The sequence below is a fragment of the Enterobacter sp. fkY84-1 genome (assembly GCF_052974705.1).
This window is the reverse complement of record NZ_CP169393.1, coordinates 2,804,448-2,829,257: the sequence shown is the minus strand read 5'-3', so window position 1 is coordinate 2,829,257 and position 24,810 is coordinate 2,804,448. Positions and strand designations below refer to the sequence as shown.

26 protein-coding genes and 1 riboswitch are annotated in these 24,810 nt (G+C 56.6%); of the genes, 13 read left to right on the top strand and 13 right to left on the bottom strand.

The features are described from left to right. Positions 1-170: 170 nt before the first annotated feature. Together ftsI and rlmA are read left to right on the top strand one after the other, a co-directional pair. On the top strand, positions 171-1,889 hold the full coding sequence (gene ftsI / locus ACEPLT_RS13570; RefSeq protein WP_032675028.1) for a peptidoglycan glycosyltransferase FtsI: 1,719 nt from the start codon (positions 171-173) through the stop codon (positions 1,887-1,889). Between the two features lie 65 nt (positions 1,890-1,954). After that, on the top strand, positions 1,955-2,770 hold the full coding sequence (gene rlmA / locus ACEPLT_RS13565) for a 23S rRNA (guanine(745)-N(1))-methyltransferase (protein ID WP_032675027.1): 816 nt from the start codon (positions 1,955-1,957) through the stop codon (positions 2,768-2,770). Here rlmA and mntP read toward each other — a convergent pair. The 5 genes from mntP to manX all read right to left on the bottom strand — a co-directional run bounded on the left by mntP (position 2,767) and on the right by manX (position 6,922). Then, on the bottom strand, positions 2,767-3,333 hold the full coding sequence (mntP, locus tag ACEPLT_RS13560) for a manganese efflux pump MntP (RefSeq protein ID WP_023293941.1): 567 nt from the start codon (positions 3,331-3,333) through the stop codon (positions 2,767-2,769). The two genes, rlmA and mntP, sit on opposite strands and share 4 nt — an antisense overlap. 9 nt (positions 3,334-3,342) lie before the next feature. Then, a riboswitch (yybP-ykoY riboswitch) is annotated at positions 3,343-3,533 on the bottom strand. Positions 3,534-3,731: 198 nt separating this feature from the next. Further along, positions 3,732-4,190, bottom strand: a complete 459-nt coding sequence (locus ACEPLT_RS13555; protein ID WP_021240416.1) for a DUF986 family protein — start codon at positions 4,188-4,190, stop codon at positions 3,732-3,734. A 55-nt stretch (positions 4,191-4,245) separates the two neighbouring features. After that, positions 4,246-5,097 carry a PTS mannose transporter subunit IID gene (locus ACEPLT_RS13550; protein WP_006810994.1) on the bottom strand — a complete coding sequence of 284 codons (852 nt, stop codon included), beginning with the start codon at positions 5,095-5,097 and terminating at the stop codon, positions 4,246-4,248. Positions 5,098-5,109: 12 nt separating this feature from the next. Then, positions 5,110-5,910, bottom strand: a complete 801-nt coding sequence (gene manY, locus ACEPLT_RS13545; protein ID WP_008500490.1) for a PTS mannose transporter subunit IIC — start codon at positions 5,908-5,910, stop codon at positions 5,110-5,112. A gap of 46 nt (positions 5,911-5,956) precedes the next feature. Further along, positions 5,957-6,922, bottom strand: a complete 966-nt coding sequence (gene manX, locus ACEPLT_RS13540; protein WP_008500491.1) for a PTS mannose transporter subunit IIAB — start codon at positions 6,920-6,922, stop codon at positions 5,957-5,959. Positions 6,923-7,186: 264 nt separating this feature from the next. Between manX and ACEPLT_RS13535 the strand changes: the two genes are divergently transcribed. Next, positions 7,187-7,396, top strand: a complete 210-nt coding sequence (locus ACEPLT_RS13535) for a protein YoaL (protein WP_071530947.1) — start codon at positions 7,187-7,189, stop codon at positions 7,394-7,396. Then, on the top strand, positions 7,384-8,943 hold the full coding sequence (gene yoaE / locus ACEPLT_RS13530; protein WP_008500492.1) for a CNNM family cation transport protein YoaE: 1,560 nt from the start codon (positions 7,384-7,386) through the stop codon (positions 8,941-8,943). The genes ACEPLT_RS13535 and yoaE overlap by 13 nt, the downstream gene beginning before the upstream one ends. 6 nt (positions 8,944-8,949) lie before the next feature. On the opposite strand, the gene ACEPLT_RS13525 is transcribed toward yoaE, so the two are convergent. From ACEPLT_RS13525 to pabB, 4 genes are all read right to left on the bottom strand, one after another. Continuing rightward, positions 8,950-10,548: an EAL domain-containing protein gene (locus ACEPLT_RS13525; RefSeq protein WP_032675024.1), complete on the bottom strand. Its 1,599-nt coding sequence runs from the start codon at positions 10,546-10,548 to the stop codon at positions 8,950-8,952. 130 nt (positions 10,549-10,678) lie between these two features. Next, positions 10,679-12,043, bottom strand: a complete 1,365-nt coding sequence (gene sdaA / locus ACEPLT_RS13520) for an L-serine ammonia-lyase (RefSeq protein WP_032675023.1) — start codon at positions 12,041-12,043, stop codon at positions 10,679-10,681. A 185-nt stretch (positions 12,044-12,228) separates the two neighbouring features. Next, positions 12,229-12,807, bottom strand: coding sequence for a CoA pyrophosphatase (locus tag ACEPLT_RS13515; RefSeq protein ID WP_032675022.1), 579 nt, complete (start codon positions 12,805-12,807; stop codon positions 12,229-12,231). A gap of 6 nt (positions 12,808-12,813) precedes the next feature. Further along, positions 12,814-14,139: an aminodeoxychorismate synthase component 1 gene (gene pabB / locus ACEPLT_RS13510; protein WP_032675020.1), complete on the bottom strand. Its 1,326-nt coding sequence runs from the start codon at positions 14,137-14,139 to the stop codon at positions 12,814-12,816. Positions 14,140-14,200: 61 nt separating this feature from the next. Between pabB and ACEPLT_RS13505 the strand changes: the two genes are divergently transcribed. Continuing rightward, entirely contained in the window at positions 14,201-14,383 is a 183-nt protein-coding gene (locus ACEPLT_RS13505; RefSeq protein ID WP_008500497.1) for a YoaH family protein, read from the top strand. A gap of 6 nt (positions 14,384-14,389) precedes the next feature. Here ACEPLT_RS13505 and ACEPLT_RS13500 read toward each other — a convergent pair whose 3' ends face one another. Beyond that, entirely contained in the window at positions 14,390-14,734 is a 345-nt protein-coding gene (locus ACEPLT_RS13500) for a RidA family protein (protein ID WP_008500498.1), read from the bottom strand. Between the two features lie 133 nt (positions 14,735-14,867). Between ACEPLT_RS13500 and ACEPLT_RS13495 the strand changes: the two genes are divergently transcribed. The 5 genes from ACEPLT_RS13495 (at position 14,868) to rnd (ending at position 21,247) form a co-directional block, all read left to right on the top strand. Beyond that, positions 14,868-16,778 (top strand): ATP-dependent DNA helicase, encoded by a 1,911-nt coding sequence (locus ACEPLT_RS13495; protein ID WP_023325496.1) that lies wholly within the window; start codon positions 14,868-14,870, stop codon positions 16,776-16,778. 66 nt (positions 16,779-16,844) lie between these two features. After that, on the top strand, positions 16,845-17,540 hold the full coding sequence (gene tsaB, locus ACEPLT_RS13490) for a tRNA (adenosine(37)-N6)-threonylcarbamoyltransferase complex dimerization subunit type 1 TsaB (protein ID WP_008500500.1): 696 nt from the start codon (positions 16,845-16,847) through the stop codon (positions 17,538-17,540). Positions 17,541-17,577: 37 nt separating this feature from the next. Continuing rightward, on the top strand, positions 17,578-18,159 hold the full coding sequence (locus ACEPLT_RS13485) for a Slp family lipoprotein (RefSeq protein ID WP_023293933.1): 582 nt from the start codon (positions 17,578-17,580) through the stop codon (positions 18,157-18,159). 203 nt (positions 18,160-18,362) lie between these two features. Then, a complete protein-coding gene (gene fadD / locus ACEPLT_RS13480; protein WP_232927501.1) occupies positions 18,363-20,048 on the top strand; it encodes a long-chain-fatty-acid--CoA ligase FadD in 1,686 nt (561 codons plus the stop codon). Between the two features lie 83 nt (positions 20,049-20,131). Next, positions 20,132-21,247, top strand: coding sequence for a ribonuclease D (gene rnd, locus ACEPLT_RS13475; protein WP_126325547.1), 1,116 nt, complete (start codon positions 20,132-20,134; stop codon positions 21,245-21,247). Between the two features lie 73 nt (positions 21,248-21,320). Here rnd and minE read toward each other — a convergent pair whose 3' ends face one another. Genes minE through minC form a run of 3 tightly spaced genes read right to left on the bottom strand, consistent with a single transcriptional unit; the run spans position 21,321 to position 23,137 of the window. Next, positions 21,321-21,590, bottom strand: coding sequence for a cell division topological specificity factor MinE (gene minE / locus ACEPLT_RS13470; protein WP_008500504.1), 270 nt, complete (start codon positions 21,588-21,590; stop codon positions 21,321-21,323). Positions 21,591-21,593: 3 nt separating this feature from the next. Next, the gene (gene minD / locus ACEPLT_RS13465) at positions 21,594-22,406 is read right to left on the bottom strand and encodes a septum site-determining protein MinD (protein WP_008500505.1); all 813 of its coding nucleotides are present in this window, start codon (positions 22,404-22,406) and stop codon (positions 21,594-21,596) included. A 23-nt stretch (positions 22,407-22,429) separates the two neighbouring features. Beyond that, the gene (gene minC, locus ACEPLT_RS13460; protein WP_008500506.1) at positions 22,430-23,137 is read right to left on the bottom strand and encodes a septum site-determining protein MinC; all 708 of its coding nucleotides are present in this window, start codon (positions 23,135-23,137) and stop codon (positions 22,430-22,432) included. 123 nt (positions 23,138-23,260) lie between these two features. Here minC and ACEPLT_RS13455 point away from each other — a divergent pair, with 123 nt between their 5' ends. The 3 genes from ACEPLT_RS13455 (at position 23,261) to ACEPLT_RS13445 (ending at position 24,777) form a co-directional block, all read left to right on the top strand. Beyond that, positions 23,261-23,536 (top strand): YcgL domain-containing protein, encoded by a 276-nt coding sequence (locus ACEPLT_RS13455; protein ID WP_008500507.1) that lies wholly within the window; start codon positions 23,261-23,263, stop codon positions 23,534-23,536. 47 nt (positions 23,537-23,583) lie between these two features. After that, positions 23,584-24,243: a fumarylacetoacetate hydrolase family protein gene (locus tag ACEPLT_RS13450; RefSeq protein WP_021240407.1), complete on the top strand. Its 660-nt coding sequence runs from the start codon at positions 23,584-23,586 to the stop codon at positions 24,241-24,243. A gap of 93 nt (positions 24,244-24,336) precedes the next feature. Further along, positions 24,337-24,777 (top strand): YcgN family cysteine cluster protein, encoded by a 441-nt coding sequence (locus tag ACEPLT_RS13445; RefSeq protein ID WP_008500509.1) that lies wholly within the window; start codon positions 24,337-24,339, stop codon positions 24,775-24,777. Positions 24,778-24,810 lie beyond the last annotated feature (33 nt).

The following is a 24,810-nucleotide window of genomic DNA, read 5'->3' as shown; positions in this document are numbered from 1 at the left end:
GCCTCGCCTGTCGCGGGGCTTTTTTATGTCCCTTATCTTTCAAAATATTACCATCCACGGTCTTGTTAGTAACTTGTTGCAAAGCTGCGAGGTTAGTAGCACTGTTTTGCCACCCTAAACCCATCTTTTCCCGTTAAATCAGTGCGTTGTTTTACAGTCCTGGGGTTCAGGTGAAGAAGAAATCGATAGCGACCGTCGGAAATTTCACGCCGGCGCGTTTTGTGCTGCTCTGTTTAGCTATTTTTTGTAGTCTGGCTTTTCTGCTGGGCCGCGTTGCCTGGCTGCAAATCATTAAGCCTGACAATCTGGTGAAGCAGGAAGATATGCGATCCCTCCGCCAGCTGGCGATTGATGCGCCGCGCGGCATGATAATGGATCGCGAGGGCCGCCCTCTGGCGGTGAGCGTGCCTGTCCAGGCCGTCTGGGCCGATCCTAAGACGGTGCTGGCAAAAGGGGGCGTCAGCCTTGATGAGCGCTGGCAGGCGCTGGCCAGCGCGCTGCATCTCTCCCTCGGCACGCTCTCGGCACGCATCAACGCCAACCCGCAGGGTCGTTTTATTTACCTTGCCCGCCAGGTCGATCCGGCACAGGCAAAGTGGATCGATAAACTGAATCTGCCCGGCATCAATTTACGCGACGAGTCCCGCCGTTTTTATCCTGCTGGCCATGTGGCAGCGAACCTGATTGGTTTCACCAATATTGACGGGCAGGGCATTGAAGGTGTGGAAAAGAGCTTCAACGCCCAACTCACCGGCAAGCCGGGCGTGCGTCAGGTGAGGGAAGATCGCTATGGGCGCGTGGTTGAAAACCTGACTGAAATCGCGCCCTCACCGGCGCATAACATTCAGTTAAGTATTGACGAGCGGCTGCAAACCATCACCGAAGATGCGCTCGACAATGCCGTGGCCTGGAACAAGGCCGAGTCGGGGGCATCGGTATTAATTGATATCCCAACCGGGGAAATACTCGCGATGGCGAGCTATCCGGATTTCAATCCCAATAATCGGGAAGGCGCGACGATAAATGATTTCCGCAACCGCGCGATCAGCGATACGTTCGAACCCGGTTCGACCGTCAAGCCGCTGGTGCTGATGACGGCCCTGCAGCAGGGCCTGGTCCAGCCGGACAGCGTGATTGACACCCATCCGTATACCCTTGACGGGCATCGCATTCGCGACGTGGGCTATTACCCTGAGCTGACGATGACCGGGATCCTGCAAAAATCGAGCGACACCGGCGTTTCCCGGCTTTCTCTGGCGATGCCCGTTCAGCACCTTATTGATACCTATCGAAACTTTGGTTTTGGCACCAATACGGGGCTTGGCTTAACGGGGGAAAGTTCAGGGCTGTTGCCACAGCGTAAATACTGGAGCCAGCTCGATCGCGCGACCTTTGCCTTCGGCTACGGGCTGATGGTCACGCCGCTCCAGCTGGCCCACGTCTACGCCACGATTGGCGGGTTCGGGCTTGAGCGTCCTCTCTCCATCACCCGCATCGATCCCCCCGTTATCGGGCACCGCGTCATGCCGGAAGAGATTGCGCACGAAGTGGAGCACATGATGGAGAGCGTTGCGCTGCCGGGCGGCGGTGGCGTTAAGGCTGCCGTGCGTGATTACCGGGTGGCGGTGAAAACCGGCACGGCGAAGAAAATTGACGATAGCGGGAAGTATGTCGATAAATACGTCGCCTACACCGCGGGCGTTGCGCCTGCCAGCAATCCGCGTTTTGCTCTGGTGGTGGTGATTAACGATCCGCAAAATGGGGCCTACTACGGCGGTGCCGTCTCTGCGCCTGTCTTCAGCGAGATTATGGGTAACGTGCTGCGTCTGGAGAATATCAAACCTGACGGATTACCGGCGGGGTCCGATCACCTTATCGTCATGCGCTAACCGGGCGTTTATAACAGGGGCGAATAGCGGTACACTTCGCCCTTTGATTATGCTCCGGAGTTGCCATGTCCTTCAGCTGTCCCCTTTGCCACGCCCCCCTGACGTACTCAGATAAACGTTATACCTGTCCGCAGGGGCATCAGTTTGACCAGGCAAAAGAAGGCTACGTGAATCTTCTGCCGGTGCAGCATAAGCGCTCGCGCGATCCTGGCGACAGTGCAGAGATGATGCGGGCGCGCCGCGCGTTTCTCGATGCCGGGCACTATCTGCCGCTGCGGGAGACCGTCGCGCAGAGGCTGAATGACATTCTGCCGGCTTCCGCCACCGCCATGCTCGATATCGGCTGTGGGGAAGGGTACTACACCGCACGGTTTGCGGAGGTTGCTCGTGAGAAGGGCGCACAGACATTCGGTCTGGACGTGTCGAAAGTGGCCATTCGCGCGGCGGCGAAGCGTTATACCGACGTGACGTTCTGCGTGGCGTCCAGCCACCGGCTGCCGTTTGACGATGCCAGCATGGACGCGGTTATCCGCATCTACGCGCCGTGTAAGGCGGAGGAGCTGGCGCGCGTCGTGAAACCGGGCGGATGGGTGGTCACCGTGACGCCAGGTCCGCGTCATCTGATGGAGCTGAAAGGGCTGATCTACGACGAAGTGCGTCTCCATGCCCCTCATTCTGAACAGCTGGCCGGTTTTACCCTGAAGCAGGCGGAATCGGTGGCGTACGAAATGATGCTGAAAGGGGAAGAGGCCGTCGCGTTATTGCAGATGACGCCGTTCGCGTGGCGGGCAAAACCTGAAGTATGGGAAACGTTAGCGGCACACTCAACATTTCGCTGCCAGACGGACTTCAGCATCCACGTCTGGCAGCGCGAAGATTAACCGGCGAAGTGTGCCCAGAGGATCTGGGCACCAATGCCAATCAGCACAATCCCCCCGAGGATCTCGGCGCGTTTACCCAGCAGCGGGCCGATAAACCGTCCGACCATCATGCCCAGCGTGGACATAATCAGGGTTGCACAGCCAATAGCCAGCGCGGTGGCGATAATATTGACCTGCAAAAATGCCAGACCGACGCCGACGGCCATCGCATCAAGGCTGGTGGCAATGGCCGTGGTGACCAGCAGCCAGAAGCCGTGGCGGTGCTGCGGCTCCTCGTCTTCATCATCGCCGCCGCGAAAACCTTCAATGACCATTCGGCCACCGAGAAACACCAGCAGGACGAAGGCAATCCAGTGGTTCCACTCCAGCACGAACTGGCTGGCGAGCATGCCAAGTCCCCAGCCGAGAAGCGGGGTCAGCGTTTCGATAGCGCCAAAAATCAGGCCGGTACGCAGGGCTTCTGAGAATTTAGGTTTGTGGAGCGTGGCGCCTTTTCCGATGGAAGCAGCAAACGCGTCCATGGACATGCCAAAAGCGAGAAGGATCGTAGCGGAGATATTCATAACAGCGTCCAGACCGGGGATATCCATATGACACATCACTGCCCCCAGTAAACAGCAGTTGATGTATCTATGGTCTCGCCTGATCGCAACGCACATAAGACATGCGGTAAGCGATCCGTACGTGCCACGTTTTTCAACGAGTATGTTGACACGTACATTTCCTGCGAACAGGAAATCGGCTACTCCCCAACGACGGGCGCAACCTTAACATATTTTGAGAATATAAAACAACAATGAAAAGGCATTATTTAAATCGTTTGTTGATAACGATTTTCATTTGTCTTTAAGCGTGAAAATATCGTTAACAAATAGCGTTCAAATTAGCGGTGGGGATATAGCTTTGGCTATATTGCTTGCGCAAAATAAACACAGGATATAGCCATTGCTATATAGCTAAGTCATTGAGTTTTAACAAGTAACTTGTATATCTTTTCCAGGTCATCAATATTCTTCACCCGAATAAGCAGGCGGCGTTGTTCTAATTGCATCACCAGTACGCCGTCCTCGGATAAATTCATCTCTTTAATACGGTTATATTCTATCCATACATTGGCGAAGAAGAATCCGTGGGATTTAAAAATGATTTTCGGCGTGCGGATCCAGAACAGATAAATCGCCATTAATGCCAGCGCACATAATAACCATGTGGTTAATAATGCACCATGGCTGGTGACGTTATTGTAAATAAGAATGGCGATGAGGCCCACGAAGATAAAGGCATCCACGCGCCCGCGTCGTAGCAGGGGAAGGGAGAGCAGCGTCTCGCCGTGACGGCGCGGCATGATGAACTCGTCATAGATCGCATAAGCCAGAAGGGCAATAATAAATAAAACCAGTACGATGTCCGTGGCAGTCATTAATCCTCCAGATAAAAAAAACCGGGGGCAAGCCCCCGGCCTATAGCATTGATACTTACAGACCCAGCAGGCCGACGGCGTAACCCGCAATACCGATGACGAAGAAGCCAACGATAATCCACAGCGGGTTCACTTTCTTACGCAGCAGCCACATACAGGCGAAGGTCAACAGCAGCGGGACCAGGCCCGGCATCAGCTGGTCCAGAATCGTCTGTACGGTGGTGACGCGGGTCTGACCATCCTGTCCGGTGATGGTCGATACCACCAGCGGGATGTTCACGTGCGTCCACTTGTTAACCAGTGCCCCCATGACAAACAGGCCGAGGATTGACGCCCCCTCAGTCAGTTTCTGTAGGAAGCCGCCGCCCATGTCCTTAACGATGTCCACCCCTTTACGGTAGCCGTAGGCCACGCCGTAGTAACGGGTCAGCAGACGCACGGCGTTGAACAGGATGAAGAACAGCAGAGGGCCAAGCAGGCTGCCGCTCATCGCAATACCGGCGCCCAGTGCGGCGAAGACCGGACGCACGGTACCCCAGAAGATCGGGTCACCGACGCCAGCCAACGGGCCCATCAGGCCGACTTTGATACCGTTGATGGCACCGTCGTCAATCTCTGCGCCGTTCGCACGCTGCTCTTCCATCGCCAGCGTTACGCCCAGAACGGGCGCCGCAACGTAAGGATGGGTGTTAAAGAATTCCAGGTGACGCTTGATGGCCTGACGGCGCGCTTCGTTATTTTCCGGATACAGGCGTTTGATCGCCGGTACCATGGAGAAGCAGAAACCCAGCGCCTGCATACGTTCGAAGTTCCATGAACCCTGAAACAGGTTAGAACGGATGAACACGCCACGAATATCACCCGGAGTGAGTTTTTTCTCGGTGGTAGTTTTTGTCATATCAACCATGTCGCTCACCTGTTAGTCCAGTTCGTTATCGAGATCGTTGTTACCAGCAGCCTGCGCTGGGGCACCCGCGACGCGGTTATATTTCGGGCTGAGCTGGATGTAGAGAATCGCCATTACCGCACCAATCACACCCAGTGCAACCAGGTTGAAGTTGGTGAATGCCGCGGTCACGAAGCCGAGGTAGAAGAACGGCATCAGGTAGCCTGCGCGCATCATGTTGATGACCATCGCATAACCAACGACCACGATCATGCCGCCCGCGATGTTCAGACCGCCGGTGACCACTTCAGGAATGGCGTTCAGCATGCTCTGGACTTCACTGGTACCGACGGAGATCGCAACGATAACCGCCGGGATCGCGATACGCATCGCCTGCAGGAACAGGGAAGAAACGTGGATCCACGACAGTGCCGTGAGGTTGCCGTTTTCGGCGGCCTTATCCGCTGCGTGCTGGAAGGCTACGGTGATAGTACGAACAATGATGGTCAGAACCTGGCCTGCGGCTGCCAGCGGGATCGCCAGGGCGATACCTGCACCAATACTCTGGTGACCGGCAATAACCAGAACGGTCGAAATGATAGAGGCCAGCGCGGCATCAGGCGCAACTGCCGCACCGATGTTCATCCAGCCCAGGGCGATCATTTCCAGGGTACCACCGATGATGATACCGGTTTTCATGTCACCCAGAACGGCCCCAATCAGCGTACAGGCCACCAGAGGGCGGTGGAACTGAAATTCATCAAGTACGGATTCCATACCCGCAATACATGCGACGACGAACACCAGTACAATCTGAAGAGTGGTAATCTCCATTGCACTTCTCCTATTACATAAACTTTATGTGAGAACCGGCGCGGGCTTATTTCCCAACTTTGCCGATCAAATCCATCATTTTCAGTTTTTGATCCGTGGAAACCTTACGGGCTTCCAGCTCAATACCGCGCGCATTCAGCTTGTTGAATGCCTCGATATCTTTCGCATCAACTGAAATGGCGTTGTTGACCTGCGTTTTGCCCTGACGGAAGGCCATACCACCAATGTTAACGGAGGTGATTTTCACGCCGCCTTCAACAATGCGCTCAACGTCTGTCGGGTTAGTGAACAGGAGCATTACGCGTTCGCCCGCATATTTCGGGTTGTTGTAAACGCGGATCATCTTGGCGACATCCACGACGTGCGCGGTAACGCCAGGCGGAGCAACCTGTGTCAGAAGGGTTTTACGAACGGTGTCGGCGGCCACTTCGTCGCTGACCACGATAATGCGTTGAACGTTGGTCTCTTTGGTCCAGCGCGTGGCAACCTGACCGTGGATGAGGCGGTCATCAATACGCGCAAGGCCAATCACCATGTAATCATTCGGACCCATCGGTTTTGCCGGCGCTGCCGCTTTCGGTGCCGCTGCGGGCGCAGGGGCAGGTTTTTCCACCGGCTGTGCTTTCAGGGCTTTCACCCCTTCACGGCCCGTTTCAACGGCCAGGGCCACCAGCTCGTCGAAAGACGGATTGTCGTCGCGCGCCATGAAGGTTTCCACCAGCATGGGGATATTGACCCCGGCGACAACTTCATAGTGCTCTTTATCGACGACAATGCGGCTGGCAGCATTGAACGGGCTGCCGCCCCATGTATCAACGAGAAACAGCACGCCCTTGCTGGTATCCAGCTTCGCGAGTTGAGCGTTGTACTTCTCAATCAGCGTCTCGGCGTTTTCACCGGGAACGAAATCGATCCAGCCGACGTTTTCCTGCTCGCCCAACAGCATCTCTGCCGTTTTGAGTAGCTGCTCAGCAGCCCAACCATGTGTGCCTATGACAATAGCAATGGTCACTTGCTACCTCCTTTTATTATCATTAATACGCCTGCCGGGCAGTCGTACTGAGAATCGTATTGGCGAACCGAATCGATTCAGATAAGGGTTAGAGTTCAAAAACTAAGACTTCCGCGAATTATTTTAGATAGTGAAAAAATAATTTATGTGATGAAGATCCGTAATTTAGCCACGCGCGACAGATTTATCTTAAGGGTACAGCCACTGTGTTACAGATCTTTGCAAAGGAACGTAAATCTTTGCTAAAAATGCATTGTGTCTGATATGTTTAGCCTCCGTTTAATTGTTCAGGAGTATAGGGCTACAGCCCACTATATGGACCGTCACCGACGTCAGTCATCTTTCAGGCCATTTCGCGCCTTTTTCACCGGCGATCCTCGCCACGTATCGACTCTGTCTGCCTCTGTTTTGCCCACGTTGAGTGGGGCACCGTTTCGTCATTCCTTTAGCAGGAGCCTGTCATGGAATTCTTAATGGACCCGTCAATCTGGGTAGGATTGCTCACGCTGGTGGTGCTGGAGATTGTTCTCGGCATCGATAACCTGGTGTTTATCGCCATCCTTGCGGATAAGCTGCCGCCAAAACAGCGTGATAAAGCGCGTCTGATTGGTCTCTCGCTGGCGCTGGTCATGCGACTGGGTCTGCTCTCCGTTATCTCGTGGATGGTCACGCTGACCAAACCGTTGTTCTCCGTCATGGATTACACCTTCTCCGGCCGTGATTTGATCATGCTGATCGGGGGGATATTCCTGCTCTTCAAAGCGACGACAGAGCTCCATGAGCGGCTGGAAAACCGGCAGCACGATGATGGTCACGGTAAAGGGTATGCCAGCTTCTGGGTAGTGGTGCTGCAGATCGTGGTGCTGGATGCGGTCTTCTCGCTGGATGCGGTGATCACGGCGGTCGGCATGGTGAACCACCTGCCGGTCATGATGGCGGCGGTGGTTATTGCGATGGCGGTCATGCTGCTGGCGTCGAAACCGCTGACGCGTTTCGTGAACCAGCATCCGACGGTGGTGGTGCTGTGTCTGAGCTTCCTGCTGATGATTGGTCTGAGCCTGGTGGCGGAAGGCTTTGGCTTCCATATTCCGAAAGGCTACCTGTACGCTGCGATTGGCTTCTCGATCCTGATCGAGCTGTTCAACCAGATTGCGCGTCGTAACTTTATTAAGCAGCAGTCAAACCAGCCGCTGCGCGCCCGTACCGCGGATGCCATTCTGCGTCTGATGGGCGGTCGTCGTCAGGTGAACGTTCAGTCTGATTCCGAAAACCACAACCCGGTTCCGGTGCCGGAAGGGGCGTTTGTGGAACAGGAACGCTACATGATTAACGGCGTGCTCTCCCTGGCCTCCCGTTCGCTGCGTGGCATCATGACGCCGCGCGGGGAGATCAGCTGGGTCGATGCTAACCTGAGCGTGGATGAAATTCGCCAGCAGCTGCTCTCTTCACCGCACAGCCTGTTCCCGGTGTGTCGCGGCGAGCTGGATGAGATCATCGGCGTGGTCAGGGCAAAAGAGATGCTGGTCGCTCTGGAAGAAGGCGTTAACGTCGAAGCCGTTGCTGCTGCATCGCCTGCGATTGTGGTGCCGGAAACGCTGGATCCGATCAACCTGCTCGGTGTGCTGCGCCGCGCGCGCGGTAGCTTTGTTATCGTCACCAACGAGTTTGGCGTGGTGCAGGGGCTGGTGACGCCGCTGGACGTGCTGGAAGCGATCGCCGGTGAATTCCCGGATGAAGACGAAACGCCGGAAATTGTTGCCGACGGCGAAGGCTGGCTGGTTAAAGGTACGACCGACCTGCACGCGCTCTCGCACACGCTGGGGCTGGAAAACGTGGTCAACGATGAAGAAGACATCGCGACCGTTGCCGGTCTGGTTATCGCCGTGAACGGGCAGATCCCGCGCGTCGGCGATGTGATTGAGCTGCCGCCGCTGCACATTACCATTGTCGAAGCCAACGACTATCGCGTTGATATGGTCCGCATTGTTAAAGAACAATCTGCCCACGATGAAGATGAGTAAGTCTGCTTAACGCAGCGGCATTAAGGGCACGATGTGCCCGTTATGACGCGCTGGCGGGGGAGCACTTCCCGCCAGCCAGTCTGGAAAGTCCCGCAGCGGCATCGGCCGCGCATAGAAAAATCCCTGCAGCACAGGTACGCCGTGACGGCGTAAATAGCGCGCCTGCTCCTCAGTCTCAACCCCTTCCGCCACCAGCTCGATATTCAGCCGCTGGCCCAGCGCAATAATCATATCCGTCACCGTTGAATTCACGGCGTCGGTGCCGATGGCGGTCGTAAAAGACTGGTCAATCTTCAGAACGTCCGGGTGCAGCTTTTCAAGCCAGGAGAGGGAGCTGTTCCCGGTGCCGAAATCGTCGATAGCAAGCTTCACGCCTTTGCGATGCAGTTCACGCACGATGCGATAATCCGCGTCCAGCAGCGCATCCCGTTCCGTGAGTTCAATTACCAGCTGTTGGCGCGGACAGGCGCTGAACCAGAGACGGTTCAGATCCTGTATCAATACTGCGTGGCGGAAATGGCTGGCGGCGACGTTAATGCCGATGTGAAAACCGGGGCTGGATGGGAAGTAGCCTATCTGGCGCACCGTTTCGGCGATGACGTAGCGGGTCAGGGGGACAATCTGGTTATGTTCTTCTGCCAGAGGGATAAACACCTCCGGGGTGATCCAACCCTGACGGGGGTTATTCCAGCGCAGCAGGATCTCCACGCCAGTGCACGCCTGGGTGCGGGCATTCACCAGCGGCTGGCAGAAAAGCTCAAATTCCCGCGCCGCAATGCCCATATCGATCTCCCACGTAAAGCTCATCCGGTTTGCCGTCGCCAGCCAGGCGAGATAGCCCAGCAGCAGGCTGAGCATCAGTCCCAGCGGCAGCTGGGCGGGCAGGCTTTTTAAGGCTAACTCTCCGGGGCCAGGTCCGCCGACCGTAATCTTGAAAGGATTTTGGGTTGAAGACTGCTGGAAAAGGGCGCTCTCCTCATCAAACGTCAGGCTGTCGGTGACGCGTTGACCGTAGCGTAAAAAGCGATTGCCGACTGTCAGCACCACGTCACTGATGAGCGGACGCTGGGGCTCGAGGATCATTCTGGCGATCAGGTCGATATTGATAATCTCGACGACGCCATCTTCACCGTCCTGAGAGACGGGATACCACTGGATCAAAACAGGGCTGCCCTTAAGCAGCCACTGGTCGGTCGATAAAATCAGCTTCGCCGTGCTGGCGGGGAGCTCCTGAAGGACGTCACGCACAGGCTCGCTGCGGTTGCCGAAAATACTCGAACAGTACAGGATACCGTCTTCGATCAGGGCAATGGAGCGTACCGTCTGCAAAATGGCTGCCTGCTGCCGCAGCGCCAGCTGCACCTGCGGGCAGGGCTGCCCCACCAGCGGCTGCAGCACGTTGCGGTGGTTTTCCAGGGAAAGCAGAACGTTATCAAGGGCGCGAACGGTATGGCTGGTAAAATCGAGGATCCGCTGTTGGTTAACGTTGCGCTGGGAGATAAAGCGAATGCCTAGCGTCAGGATGAGCGTGAGGAGCGCAACCGTCACACAGACGATAACGCGTTTTCGGCGATAGTTTTTAATGATCGTTTGTGCAGTTTGCATGAACGGTCGCCTGATAAGCCACCAGCCACAAAAGCCGGACGCAACAGTGAAAGTGTAGTGGGGAAAGCAGAAGGAGACGAGGAAGAAGAGGGAAATTCGCCCATCCGTTGCAGATGGGCGAAAGGCAGTATTAGTCGCACTGCACCTTAATGGCCAGGCCACCACGGGACGTCTCGCGGTATTTCGCGTTCATGTCTTTGCCCGTTTCGTACATGGTTTCAATCACCTTATCCAGCGATACGCGAGGTTCGCTGGTACGGCGCATCGCCATACGAGAGGCGTTGATGGCTTTCACCGAGGCAATCGCGTTACGCTCAATGCACGGCACCTGCACCTGGCCCGCGACCGGGTCGCAGGTCAGACCGAGGTTATGTTCCATACCGATTTCAGCCGCCACGCAGACCTGCTCAGGGCTTGCACCCAGCAGCTCTGCCAGACCCGCCGCCGCCATGGAGCAGGCCACGCCGACTTCACCCTGACAGCCCACTTCCGCACCGGAGATGGAGGCATTCATCTTGTACAGCGCGCCGATGGCACCTGCCGCCAGGAAATAACGGATATAGATGTCCGGCGTTACGGGCTCAATAAAGTGGTCGTAATACGCCAGCACCGCAGGAACAATGCCGCACGCGCCGTTGGTTGGCGCCGTTACGACGCGGCCCCCGGCGGCGTTCTCTTCGTTAACCGCCAGGGCAAACATGTTTACCCAGTCGACCACGTTCATCGGGTCGTTGGAGAACTTGTCCGTGGTCACCAGCATACGGCGCAGGGCGGAGGCACGACGCGGCACGCGCAGTGGACCCGGCAGAACGCCTTCGGTGTTCATCCCGCGATCGATACAGGCGCGCATGGTTTGCCAGACGTTGGCAAAATAGTCTTCAATCTCTTTTTTGCTGTGCAGGGCCAGTTCGTTCTGCATCACCATGCCGGACAGGGAAAGACCGGTCTGTTTGCAGTAGCCCAGCATTTCAGTAGCCGATTTGAACGGGTACGGTACGCTGACGTCGCCGACGCTGTCCTTGCCAAAATGCTCTTCATCCACGATGAAGCCACCGCCGATGGAGTAGTACGTTTTGCTGTAAATCTCTTTTTCACCGCTATATGCGTGAATGGTCATGCCGTTTTCATGCAGCGGCAGGTTGTCGCTGCGAAAACGCATGCCGTCATCCTGCGGGAAATCGACTTCCTGCTGGCCGTTTGCCAGCAGCAGGCGGCCGCGTGTTTCCACGTCGCGGATGAATGCCGGAATGGCATCAATATCAACGGTATCCGGCATATTGCCTGCCAGACCCATAATAATGGCGATATCGGTGTGGTGGCCTTTACCCGTTAATGACAGCGAGCCGTAAACATCCACGGCCACACGGGTAACGCTTTCCAGTAATCCTTTTTCGACCAGATCATCGACGAACTGTTTACCGGCCTTCATCGGGCCAACAGTATGGGAAGACGAAGGGCCAATTCCCACTTTGAACATGTCGAATATACTAATCACTTTCACACTCCTGACAGGGTTACCGGGGTTCCAGTAACGATGTTATAACTGCGCATAGTGTAAGAGGGAACACCGACCTCGGCTTAACTATTCACATGAATTAAACTAATGGTTAACGATGGGTTTTGCTAATAGCGCGACGCAGATCGCAAACCTGGCAGAAGAGGGCGGAATGTAAAGTATAGTCAAGGTTTCAGGCCGATCTGCAGCGCCAGTTCACGAATGATGCCCGCCGTCATGCCCCAGACAAAATAATGCTGATACCAGGACAACCAGACCCGATGGTTATGCCCGCGACGCTGAATATCCAGTGGGTGATAACGACTCAGTCGAAGGGCTTCATCCAGCGGCATTTCAAACACCGCAGAGACTTCATCGACGCTGGCGTGATACTGCAGGCCCGGCGGGATAATGCCCACCACCGGCGTGACCTGGAAACCGGTAACGCTGTCGACGGGCGGCAGCACGCCGATGACCTCAACGGCCTCCGGCGGAATGGCCACCTCTTCCTGCGCTTCGCGCAGCGCGGCGGCAATCAGCGAGGCGTCGGAGCTGTCTACCGCGCCCCCCGGAAAAGCGACCTGACCGGCATGCTTGCGTAAATGGGCGGAACGCTGGGTGAGCAGCAGGCCCGGCTTCGCGCGACGCACGACCGGGATCAGCACGGCCGCCTGACGCTGATTCAGCGCTTCGCGGTTGACCTGCGGTCTTAGTAGCTGAAAACGCGATAAAAAGTCATCCAGCGTCAGGTTCTCTTTTTCCACCCGTGATTACTCCAGTAGTTTCAGGATACGGTTAACTTTATCAAAGGTTTCCTGATATTCCGCATCGACCTCACTATCGGCAACAATCCCGCCCCCGGCCGAACAGTAAAGGTTTCCGTTGCAGGCGGTCAGCGTGCGGATGGTAATGCTGGTATCCAGCGTGCCGCACAGGCTGATATAGCCGATGCTGCCGCACCAGGCATTGCGCCGGTGGGGCTCCAGTTCATCAATGATCTCCATTGCCCGCACCTTCGGCGCACCGGTGATGGAGCCGCCCGGGAACGCGGCGCGCAGCAGGTCGCAGGCCGTGCGCGAGTCAGGCAGCCGCGCGGTAATGGTGCTGACCAGATGATGCACCGCCGGGAAAGGCTCAACGACAAACAGTTCCGGCACGCGGACGCTGCCCGGCACGGCCACCCGGCCAATGTCGTTACGCATCAGATCGACAATCATCAGGTTTTCGGCGCGGTCTTTCGGCGAGGCGGCGAGTTTTTCCGCCTGCTTGCGGTCGGCGTCGGGATCGGCAAGGCGTGGCAGCGTGCCTTTAATCGGACGGGTTTGAATCGTGCCCTCGGCCAGATGAATAAAACGCTCGGGCGACAGGCTGAGGATCGCCCCCTGTTCCAGACGGACAAATGCGCTGAACGGCGCCTTATTGCTGGCATTTAGGCGGGTAAACGCCTGCCATTCATCTCCCCGATAGGTCGCCTGGAAGCGCTGGGCGAGGTTAACCTGGTAGCAGTCGCCGCTTTGCAGATACGCCTGAACGCGCGCGAATTTTTCGGCATATTCCGCAGCGCTCATGTTGGAGCGCCAGCCGGAGGTCAGCGTGAACGTCTCTGCGGGTGCAGCCTGTTGCGCCTCAAGCCAGTCCAGACGCGCCTGGACGTCACGATGGCTCAGCAGGGAAACCGTTTTTTTGAGGTGATCGACGATTAACGCCCAGTCATACAGCCCCACGGCCATATCTGGCAGGGAAATATCAGCCTGCGCACGCTCGGGCAGCGTTTCAAAACGGCGGCCCAAATCATAGCCAAACAGGCCCAGCGCGCCTCCCTGAAAGGGAAGGTCCGGGTTTGGCGTAGCGGATAAGCCCAGCGCGTTAATATCGTGCTGAAGCTGCGCCAGCGGATCGTCCGTCAGCGATAGGTCATCGGTTGTCAGCGTCTTCAGCGGATCGGCGACCAGAATATCAAAGCGGCTGTAGGGATGGTCCGCATGGCCGGAGTGCAGCAGCATCGCAAACGGAAGATGGCTCAGGCGGGAAAACCAGTATTCAGCGGCGTCTGTCCGCCAGGGCAGGGTAATAACAGTGGGGAAGCGCATGTTCATGTGTGGCATACTACCGGGCAGCGTGAAATAATTAGCGCGAATAATTTAGCAGGAGTTGACGATGTTTGCAGGTTTACCTTCTCTGAGCCATGAACAGCAGCAGAAAGCGGTTGAGCGAATTCAGGAACTGATGTCCCAGGGGATGAGCAGCGGACAGGCGATTTCCCAGGTGGCGGAAGAACTGCGCGCCACGCATACCGGCGAGCGGATCGTGGCGCGTTTCGAGGATGAAGATGAAGAGTAATCGGGCTTAAACCGCCGCGATAATCTTAATCTCTACCTTGTATTCCGGTTTCATCAGCGTGGCCTGTACGGTGCAGCGTACAGGCGCGTGACCCGCCACCACCCACGCATCCCAGGCTTTGTTCATCGCCGCGAAGTCATCTTTGTTCGCCAGGAAAATCGTCGCATCCAGAATGCGGGATTTGTCGCTGCCCTGTTTTTCCAGCACCGCGTCAATCTGCGCCAGGGTATTGGCCGTCTGCTCAAACGCATCCGCGTCAAGGTTCGCCGGGACGCCGGTGTAGTAGAGCGTCTGGTTGTGGATCACCACATCAGACCAGCGGGCTTCGGCATCAATGCGCACAATTGTCATAAACGTTTCCTCGTTATTTTTCGTCGTCAGGCGGCAAGACTGCCATATTGTTCTCGTGTCGTCACTATTTGGGGTGGCACAGGAGAGGATGGGCTGACATAATCCCTGTGCAAAAATACAGTGAGAGAGCACCGTGGCAGACGATTTTTCCCCTGAAGGTCAATTAGCGCAGGCTATCCCCGGCTTCAAACCCCGTGAGCCTCAGCGACAGATGGCGCACGCCGTTGCACGCGCCATCGATAAGGCTCAGCCGCTGGTGGTCGAAGCGGGTACCGGCACGGGTAAAACCTATGCTTACCTTGCGCCGGCGCTGCGGGCGAAAAAAAAGGTGATTATCTCGACCGGTTCGAAAGCCCTGCAGGACCAGCTCTACAGCCGCGATTTGCCCACGGTGGCAAAGGCGCTGAAATACAAAGGCCGTCTGGCCCTGCTGAAGGGGCGCTCCAACTATCTCTGCCTGGAGCGCCTTGAGCAGCAGGCGCTGGCGGGCGGTGACCTGCCGGTGCAAACCCTGAGCGACGTCATTATCCTTCGCGCCTGGGCGAACCAGACGGAAGAGGGCGATATCAGCACCTGCGCGAGCGTGCCGGAAGATTCCCCGGCCTGGCCGCTGGTGACCAGCACTAACGACAACTGCCTCGGCAGCGACTGTCCGCTGTATAAAGACTGCTTTGTAGTGAAAGCGCGCAAAACGGCGATGGATGCGGATGTCGTGGTGGTGAACCACCATCTGTTTCTCGCGGATATGGTCGTCAAGGACAGCGGCTTTGGTGAGCTGATCCCGGAAGCGGACGTGATGATCTTCGACGAAGCCCACCAGCTGCCGGACATCGCCAGCCAGTATTTTGGGCAGTCGCTCTCCAGCCGTCAGCTGCAGGATCTGGCGAAAGATTTCACCATTGCTTACCGGACCGAACTCAAAGATACCCAGCAGCTGCAGAAGTGCGCCGACCGTCTGGCGCAGAGCGCGCAGGATTTTCGTTTACAGCTTGGCGAGCCGGGCTATCGCGGCAACCTGCGCGAGCTGCTGGCGGACAAAAACATCCAGCGCGCGCTGCTGCTGCTCGATGATGCGCTTGAGCTCTGCTACGACGTGGCGAAACTGTCGCTCGGCCGTTCCGCGCTGCTGGACGCGGCCTTCGAACGCGCCACGCTCTATCGCGGGCGGCTGAAACGGCTGAAAGAGATTAACCAGCCGGGTTACAGCTACTGGTATGAATGCACCTCGCGCCACTTTACCCTTGCGCTTACGCCGCTGACGGTGGCGGATAAATTTAAAGAGGTGATGGCGCAAAAGCCGGGCAGCTGGATCTTTACGTCGGCAACCCTGTCGGTGAATGACGATCTGCACCACTTCACCGAGCGCCTCGGCATTGAGCAGGCGGAATCGCTGCTTCTGCCCAGCCCGTTCGATTACGAAAAGCAGGCGCTGCTCTGCGTGCCGCGCAATTTGCCGCTTCCCAACCAGCCGGGTGCGGCCCGGCTGCTGGCAGCGATGCTGAAGCCGATGATCGAGGCCAATAACGGCCGCTGCTTTATGCTCTGCACCTCCCACGCCATGATGCGCGACCTCGCCGAGCAGTTCCGTGCCACCATGACGCTACCGGTGCTGCTGCAGGGCGAAACCAGCAAAGGCCAGCTGCTGCAGCAGTTCGTTAGCGCCGGTAACGCCCTGCTGGTCGCAACCAGCAGCTTCTGGGAAGGGGTGGACGTGCGCGGCGACACGCTTTCGCTGGTGATCATTGATAAGCTGCCGTTTACCTCCCCGGACGATCCGCTGCTGAAGGCACGGATGGAAGACTGCCGCCTGCGCGGCGGCGATCCGTTTGACGAGGTTCAACTGCCGGATGCGGTCATTACGCTTAAGCAAGGTGTAGGGCGCTTAATCCGTGACGTCACCGATCGCGGCGTGCTGGTCATCTGCGATAACCGGCTGGTGATGCGTCCTTACGGGGCAACCTTCCTTGCAAGCCTGCCGCCCGCACCGCGGACGCGGGACATAAAACGCGCGGTGCGTTTCCTGGCAAACCCAACGGCGGAGTAATTTACCCCGGAGTGTGCTAAGATGCGCGCCATTTTGTGACTGACCCTTGCGAGAGCGCGACGACTGATGCGAATTCTGGCTATTGATACCGCGACAGAGGCTTGCTCTGTTGCTCTGTTGAACGACGGTGCTGTTTCTGCCCATTTCGAAGAGTGCCCACGGGAACACACCCAACGCATTCTGCCCCTGGTAAAAGCCATTTTAACCCAGGGCAACACCTCCTTAACCGACCTCGACGCGCTGGCCTTTGGCCGCGGCCCCGGCAGCTTTACGGGCGTACGCATCGGGATTGGCATTGCGCAGGGGCTGGCGCTGGGCGCCGAACTGCCGATGATCGGCGTCTCTACCCTCGCCACCATGGCACAGGGCGCATGGCGCATGACCGGGGCAACGCGCGTCCTGGCAGCGATTGATGCCCGCATGGGCGAAGTCTACTGGGCCGAATACACCCGCGACGAGCAGGGCGTGTGGCACGGTGAAGAGACGGAGGCCGTGCTTAAGCCGGAAGCGGTGACGGAACGGCTGAAGCAGCTGTCTGGCGAGTGGGCGACCGTCGGTACGGGCTGGCAGGCGTGGCCTGAGATGGCGAACGGCACCGGGCTGACGCTGGTGGACGGCAACATGCTTCTGCCGGCTGCGGAAGATATGCTTCCGATTGCCAGCCAGCTGCTCGCAGCAGGCAAAACCGTGGCCGTTGAACACGCGGAACCGGTTTATTTGCGAAACACCGTCGCGTGGAAGAAACTTCCGGGCCGCGAGTGACTCTCAGTAACAGGAACTGAGAAAAAGGAGTCGCATCATGGCGGTTCAGACTAAAGTAGTACGCCTTATTATGGCAGGCGCGGTTGCCATAGCACTGAGCGGATGCGTTTCCGTTCCTGATGCGATTAAGGGCAGCAGCCCGACGCCACAGCAGGATTTGGTTCGGGTGATGAATGCGCCTGAGCTGTACGTCGGCCAGGAAGCGCGCTTTGGTGGGAAAGTGATCGACGTGCAGAACCAGCAGGGGAAAACCCGCCTGGAGATCGCCACGGTACCGCTCGACAGCGGCGCGCGGCCTGTACTGGGCGAGGCCTCCCGGGGACGTATCTATGCGGACGTCAGTGGGTTCCTGGACCCGGTCGATTTCCGCGGACAGCTGGTGACCGTTGTCGGGCCGATTACCGGCGCCGTACAGGGCAAAATCGGCAGCACGCCGTATAAATTTATGACCATGCAGGTCAACGGCTACAAGCGCTGGCGGCTGGCACAGCAGGTGATCATGCCGCCTCAGCCGATCGATCCGTGGATGTGGGGTCCACATCCTTATCGTTACGGCTACCCGGGCTGGGGCTGGTATAACCCGGGTCCTGCACAGGTACAGACGATCGTTACTGAGTAACTTACTGTTATTGCTAGAAAAGAGACAGCGGCTCAGCCGCTGTCTCTGTTTTTTTACGGATAAAACGAAAAAAAAGAGTGACGCGCTTCGCAACCTTAAATCTGAACAATTAATAAACTGGTACGCTGAGTTAATATAATGTTAACAAACTGTTTATTATCGGGGTTGTGATGACGACGAACACTCATTTCAGAGGTGATGCATTGAAGAAGGTTTGGCTTAACCGTTATCCCGCAGATGTTCCTGCTGAGATCAATCCTGACCGTTATCAATCCCTGGTGGAATTATTTGAACACTCGGTAAGGCGCTACGCGGACCAGCCCGCATTTTTGAATATGGGCGAGGTGATGACGTTCCGTAAGCTGGAGGAGCGCAGCCGGGCGTTTGCGGCGTACCTGCAGGAAGGGCTGGGGCTGCAAAAAGGGGACCGCGTCGCGCTGATGATGCCGAACCTGCTGCAATACCCGGTGGCGCTGTTCGGTATCCTGCGTGCCGGGATGATTGTCGTTAACGTCAACCCGCTGTACACCCCGCGCGAGCTGGAGCATCAGCTGAACGACAGCGGCGCGGTTGCGATTGTCATTGTGTCCAACTTTGCCCATACGCTGGAAAAAGTGGTCGACAAAACCCAGGTGAAACACGTCATCCTGACGCGCATGGGGGATCAACTCTCCACCGCCAAAGGCACGCTGGTTAACTTTGTCGTCAAATACGTCAAACGTCTGGTGCCAAAATATCACCTGCCGGACGCTATCTCCTTCCGCCGCGCGCTGCATGCGGGCTATCGTATGCAGTACGTTAAGCCGGAAGTGGTCTCAGAAGATCTCGCGTTCCTGCAGTATACCGGTGGGACCACCGGCGTGGCGAAAGGCGCAATGCTGACCCACCGCAACATGCTGGCGAACCTTGAGCAGGTCAATGCAACCTACGGGCCGCTGCTGCATCCCGGCAAAGAGCTGGTCATTACGGCGCTGCCGCTGTACCACATTTTCGCACTGACCATGAACTGCCTGCTGTTTATTGAGCTCGGCGGTCAAAACGTGCTGATTACTAACCCGCGTGATATACCGGGGCTGGTGAAAGAGCTGGCAAAATACCCGTTCACCGCCATGACCGGGGTAAATACCCTGTTTAACGCGCTGCTTAATAACAAAGAGTTCCAGCAGCTGGACTTCTCCACGCTCCATCTCTCTGCGGGCGGCGGCATGCCGGTTCAGCAGGCGGTGGCCGAGCGCTGGGTGAAGCTTACCGGCCAGTATCTGCTGGAGGGCTATGGCCTGACGGAGTGCGCGCCGCTGGTCAGCGTTAACCCGCATGACATCGACTACCACAGCGGAAGCATTGGACTGCCCGTTCCTTCCACTGAAGCGAAACTGGTCGATGATAATGATAACGAAGTCGCGCCGGGTGAGCCGGGTGAGCTGTGCGTCAAAGGTCCACAGGTCATGCTGGGTTACTGGCAGCGTCCCGACGCGACCGACGAAATCATCAAAGACGGCTGGCTGCATACCGGGGATATCGCGGTGATGGATGACGAGGGCTTCCTGCGCATTGTCGATCGCAAGAAAGATATGATCCTGGTCTCCGGCTTCAACGTCTATCCGAATGAGATCGAAGACGTGGTCATGCAGCACAGCGGCGTACTCGAAGTGGCAGCGGTCGGCGTGCCTTCCGGCAGCAGCGGTGAAGCGGTGAAGATATTTGTGGTCAAGAAAGATCCTTCTCTCACCGAGGAAGCGCTGATAACGTTTTGTCGTCGTCAGCTGACGGGCTATAAAGTGCCGAAGCTGGTGGAATTCCGCGACGAGCTGCCGAAATCCAACGTCGGGAAGATATTACGACGAGAATTACGTGACGAAGCCCGTGCCAAAGTAGACAATAAGGCCTGAGCTTCACGTTAATCGTCCAGACGCCGGTTAAGCCGGCGTTTTTTATGGGCGCAAACAAAAGAGAATCCGATTTGAATTACCAGATGATCACGACCAACGACGAGCTGGCTTCGCTGTGCGAAGTGACGCGCGACTTTCCTGCCATTGCCCTGGATACCGAGTTTGTCCGTACCCGGACGTACTACCCGCAGCTGGGGTTGATTCAGATGTACGACGGTAAACACGTGTCGCTGATCGACCCTCTCGGCATTACCGACTGGACGCCGATGCGCGATCTGCTGCTCGATACCGCCGTCACGAAATACCTGCACGCAGGCAGTGAAGATCTGGAAGTCTTTCTGAACACCTTTGGCATCATGCCTCAGCCGCTGATTGATACGCAGATCCTTGCGGCGTTCAGCGGGCGACCGCTCTCCTGGGGCTTTGCCGCCATGGTGGAGGAGTATACGGGCCTGACGCTGGATAAAAGCGAATCCCGTACCGACTGGCTGGCCCGTCCGCTTACCGCGCGCCAGCTGGAGTATGCGGCGGCTGATGTGTTTTACCTGCTGCCGATCGCCGGACAGCTGATGCAAGAAGCCGAGGCATCCGGCTGGCTGTCCGCCGCGCTGGACGAGTGCCGTATGACCCAGCTGCGTCGTCAGGAAGTGGTGGATCCGAAAGAGGCCTGGCGCGACATCAGCAACGCCTGGCAGCTGCGTACGCGTCAGCTGGCGTGCCTGCAGCTGCTGGCAGACTGGCGCTTGCGTAAAGCGCGCGAGCGCGATCTGGCCGTTAACTTTGTGGTTCGCGAAGAGCATCTCTGGGCGGTTGCGCGCTATATGCCGGGCAGCCTCGGCGAGCTGGACAGCATTGGGCTTTCGGGCAGCGAAATCCGTTTCCACGGCAAAACCCTGCTGGCGCTGGTCGCAAAAGCGCAGGCGTTACCGGAAGAGGCGCTGCCGGAACCGCTGCTGAACCTGATGGATATGCCGGGCTATCGCAAAGCGTTTAAGGACATCAAAGCGCTGGTGCAGGCGGTGGCTACGGAAAGCAAGCTGAGCGCGGAACTGCTCGCTTCACGCCGTCAGATTAACCAGCTGCTTAACTGGCACTGGAAGCTGAAGCCGCAGAATGGCATGCCGGAAATGATGGCGGGATGGCGCGGGGAATTGATGGCCGATCGCCTGAATACGCTGCTGGAAGGTTATCCGCGATAAAAATATGCCGGGTGATAAACCCGGCATATTTCCCCGGTGGCGCTGCGCTTACCGGGGCGACGAAATCACAAACCTACGGACGTGACTCTTCCGCTTCCGGGAGCGTCACGTTCAGCTCCAGAATCGAAATATCCCCGTCTTTTTGTTCCAGCTGCACTGTCACCATCTCCGGGTCAATCTGCACGTACTTACAGATCACTTCCAGGATGTCCTTGCGCAGCTGCGGCAGGTAGTGAGGCTCGGCGTCGCTACGACGACGCTCCGCAACGATAATTTGCAGACGTTCTTTTGCGATGTTGGCGGTGTTCTTTTTCCGCGAGAGAAAAAAGTCCAGTAATGCCATAACTTATCCTCCGAACAGGCGTTTGAGGAAACCTTTCTTCTCTTCTTCAATGAAGCGGAAAGGACGTTCTTCTCCCAGCAGACGGTCAACGGTATCGGCGTAAGCTTTACCTGCATCTGCCATTGTATCAAGGATCACTGGCTCGCCCTGGTTAGAGGCACGTAACACGGACTGATCTTCCGGGATAACGCCCACCAGCTTAATGCGCAGGATCTCCAGCACGTCTTCCATGCTCAGCATGTCACCTTTGTTCACGCGGCCCGGGTTGTAGCGGGTGAGCAGCAGGTGTTCTTTAATCGGGTCTTCGCCATTTTCCGCACGACGGGATTTAGAGGCGAGGATCCCGAGAATGCGGTCTGAGTCACGCACGGATGAAACTTCAGGGTTGGTGGTGATGATCGCTTCATCAGCGAAGTAGAGCGCCATCAGAGCACCGGTTTCGATGCCGGCAGGGGAGTCACAGACGATGAAGTCGAACTCCATTTTTTTCAGCTCGTCGAGCACCTTTTCTACCCCTTCACGGGTCAGGGCGTCTTTGTCACGCGTCTGAGAAGCCGGGAGAATGTAGAGGTTCTCGGTGCGCTTGTCTTTAATCAGCGCCTGGTTCAGCGTGGCATCGCCCTGAATGACGTTCACAAAGTCATACACGACGCGACGCTCACATCCCATGATGAGGTCGAGGTTACGTAGGCCGATATCGAAGTCGATAACGACGGTTTTCTTTCCCTTCTGGGCCAAACCAGTAGCGATGGCCGCGCTGGAGGTGGTCTTGCCAACGCCTCCTTTACCCGAAGTAACAACAATAATGCGTGCCATAGAAATTCCTTGTTAAAAAGGGATCAATTCAACGGTTGAACGGTCAACGCGTCGTCTGCCAGAAGCAGGCGAGCCGCTTTGCCATAAAATTCGGCTGGGATCTTGTCGCTCAGCCAATATTCACCTGCGATGGACACCAGTTCCGCCGTCAGGTGAGTACAAAATATTTGCGCGTCCCGATCGCCACTTGCACCTGCGAGCGCACGTCCACGCATCATACCGTAAACGTGAATATTGCCATCTGCAATCAGCTCAGCGCCAGCACTGACGTGGCTTGTAACAATCAGATCACAGTTTGGTGCATAAATGCGCTGACCGGAACGAACCGGCACATCAATCATTCGCGTTTTTGTGATGTTTGTAACGTTTTGCGCCGCAGGAGGGGGCGTTTCGACGGCAACGGGTGCCGCACGCGGGGCTTTTTCTTTGCCTTCATTCAGAAGCGGCAGCCCCGCACGGTCAATTTCCGCTTTCAGTTCAGTATCTTTGCAGCCGCTGATGCCGACAATACGCAGTCCGGTCGAGGAGACGGCCTGCTGGAGACGTTTCCAGTTAACCGGCGCTTCAAGACCGCTGACGTTGATCACAACAGGGGCGTGCTTCAGGAAGGCGGGAGCCTGGGCGATTTTGTCTTCTAACGCCTGACGAATAACCTCGGGTTTTGCATCATGCAAATGTACCACTGATAAGGTGAAGCTACTGCCTTTAAGCTCGATGGGCGTGTTTGACATCCTGGCCTTACTCAATTTGCTATTAACCGCAACCACTCGCTGCGATATTCCGAAGAGTATCAGGCATGTTATAGTCAGGAGTATATTGAGGCAAGCAACCACCCATTAATTCAGAGTAAAAACATGTTTTGTGTGATCTACAGAAGTACAACCCGTGACCAGACCTATCTTTATGTCGAAAAGAAAGACGATTTTTCACGCGTGCCTGAAGAATTAATGAAGAGCTTTGGCCGACCGCAGATGGCGATGCTGCTGCCGCTTGATGGTCGCAAGAAACTGGTGAATGCCGATCTGGAGAAAGTGAAAACGGCATTAGCCGAGCAGGGCTATTATTTACAGCTTCCGCCGCCACCCGAGAATTTATTAAAACAGCATCTTGAGGCGAACGGTAAAAAATAGTCTCAACTGTTTTTGAGCACAACACATCAACCGTTTAGGGGTCGACCATGTATCAACATCATAACTGGCAAGGTGCATTACTGGATTATCCCGTCAGCAAAGTGGTTTGCGTGGGCAGCAACTATGCAAAACATATTCAGGAGATGGGCAGTGCGACGCCAGAAGAGCCGGTTCTGTTCATTAAGCCTGAAACGGCGCTTTGCGATATTCGCCAGCCGCTGGCCCTGCCGCAGGGGCTCGGCTCGGTGCACCACGAAGTGGAACTCGCCGTGCTGATCGGCGCAACGCTGCGTCAGGCCTCCGAAGAGCATGTGCAAAAAGCGATTGCCGGATACGGCGTGGCGCTGGATCTGACGCTACGCGACGTGCAGGGTAAAATGAAGAAAGCGGGGCAGCCGTGGGAAAAAGCCAAAGGGTTTGATAATTCCTGCCCGATTTCGGCGTTTGTGCCGGTGAGCGAATTCACCGGCGATCCGCAGGATACGCCGCTCAGCCTGAAGGTTAATGGTGAAATCCGCCAGCAGGGCACCACGGCAGACATGATCCATAAGATTGTGCCGCTGATCGCCTATATGAGCCGCTTCTTTACCCTGAAGCCGGGTGATGTGATCCTGACCGGCACGCCGGAAGGCGTTGGTCCGCTCGCGAGCGGTGATGAACTTGAAGTTGGTTTTAACGGCCTGTCGCTGAAAACCCGCGTGCTGTAACCTCCTCTTGCCGCCTGAAAAGGGCGGCAAAACTTGCAACGACGTGCCAGACTCGTTATAAGGTGCGCTTTCTTTTGACGTGTGGACATCCTGATGAACGACATCCCTTTCTGGCAAAGCAAAACTCTCGACGACATGACCGACGCGGAATGGGAATCCTTATGCGACGGCTGTGGTCAGTGCTGCCTGCACAAGCTGATGGATGAAGACACGGACGAAATCTACTTCACCAACGTGGCCTGCAAGCAGCTGAACATCAAAACCTGCCAGTGCCGCAACTACGAGCGCCGCTTCGAGTTCGAGCCAGACTGCATTAAATTAACCCGTGAGAATCTGCCCACCTTTGAATGGCTGCCGCATACCTGCGCGTATCGCCTGCTGGCGGAGGGGAAAGGTCTGCCTGACTGGCACCCCCTGCTGACCGGTTCAAAAGCGGCGATGCACGGCGAACGTATCTCCGTGCGCCACATTGCGGTGAAAGAGTCCGAGGTGCGGGACTGGGAAGATCACATCATGAACCACCCGACCCGTTGAGATTAAAAAACCCGCCGAAGCGGGTTTTTTATT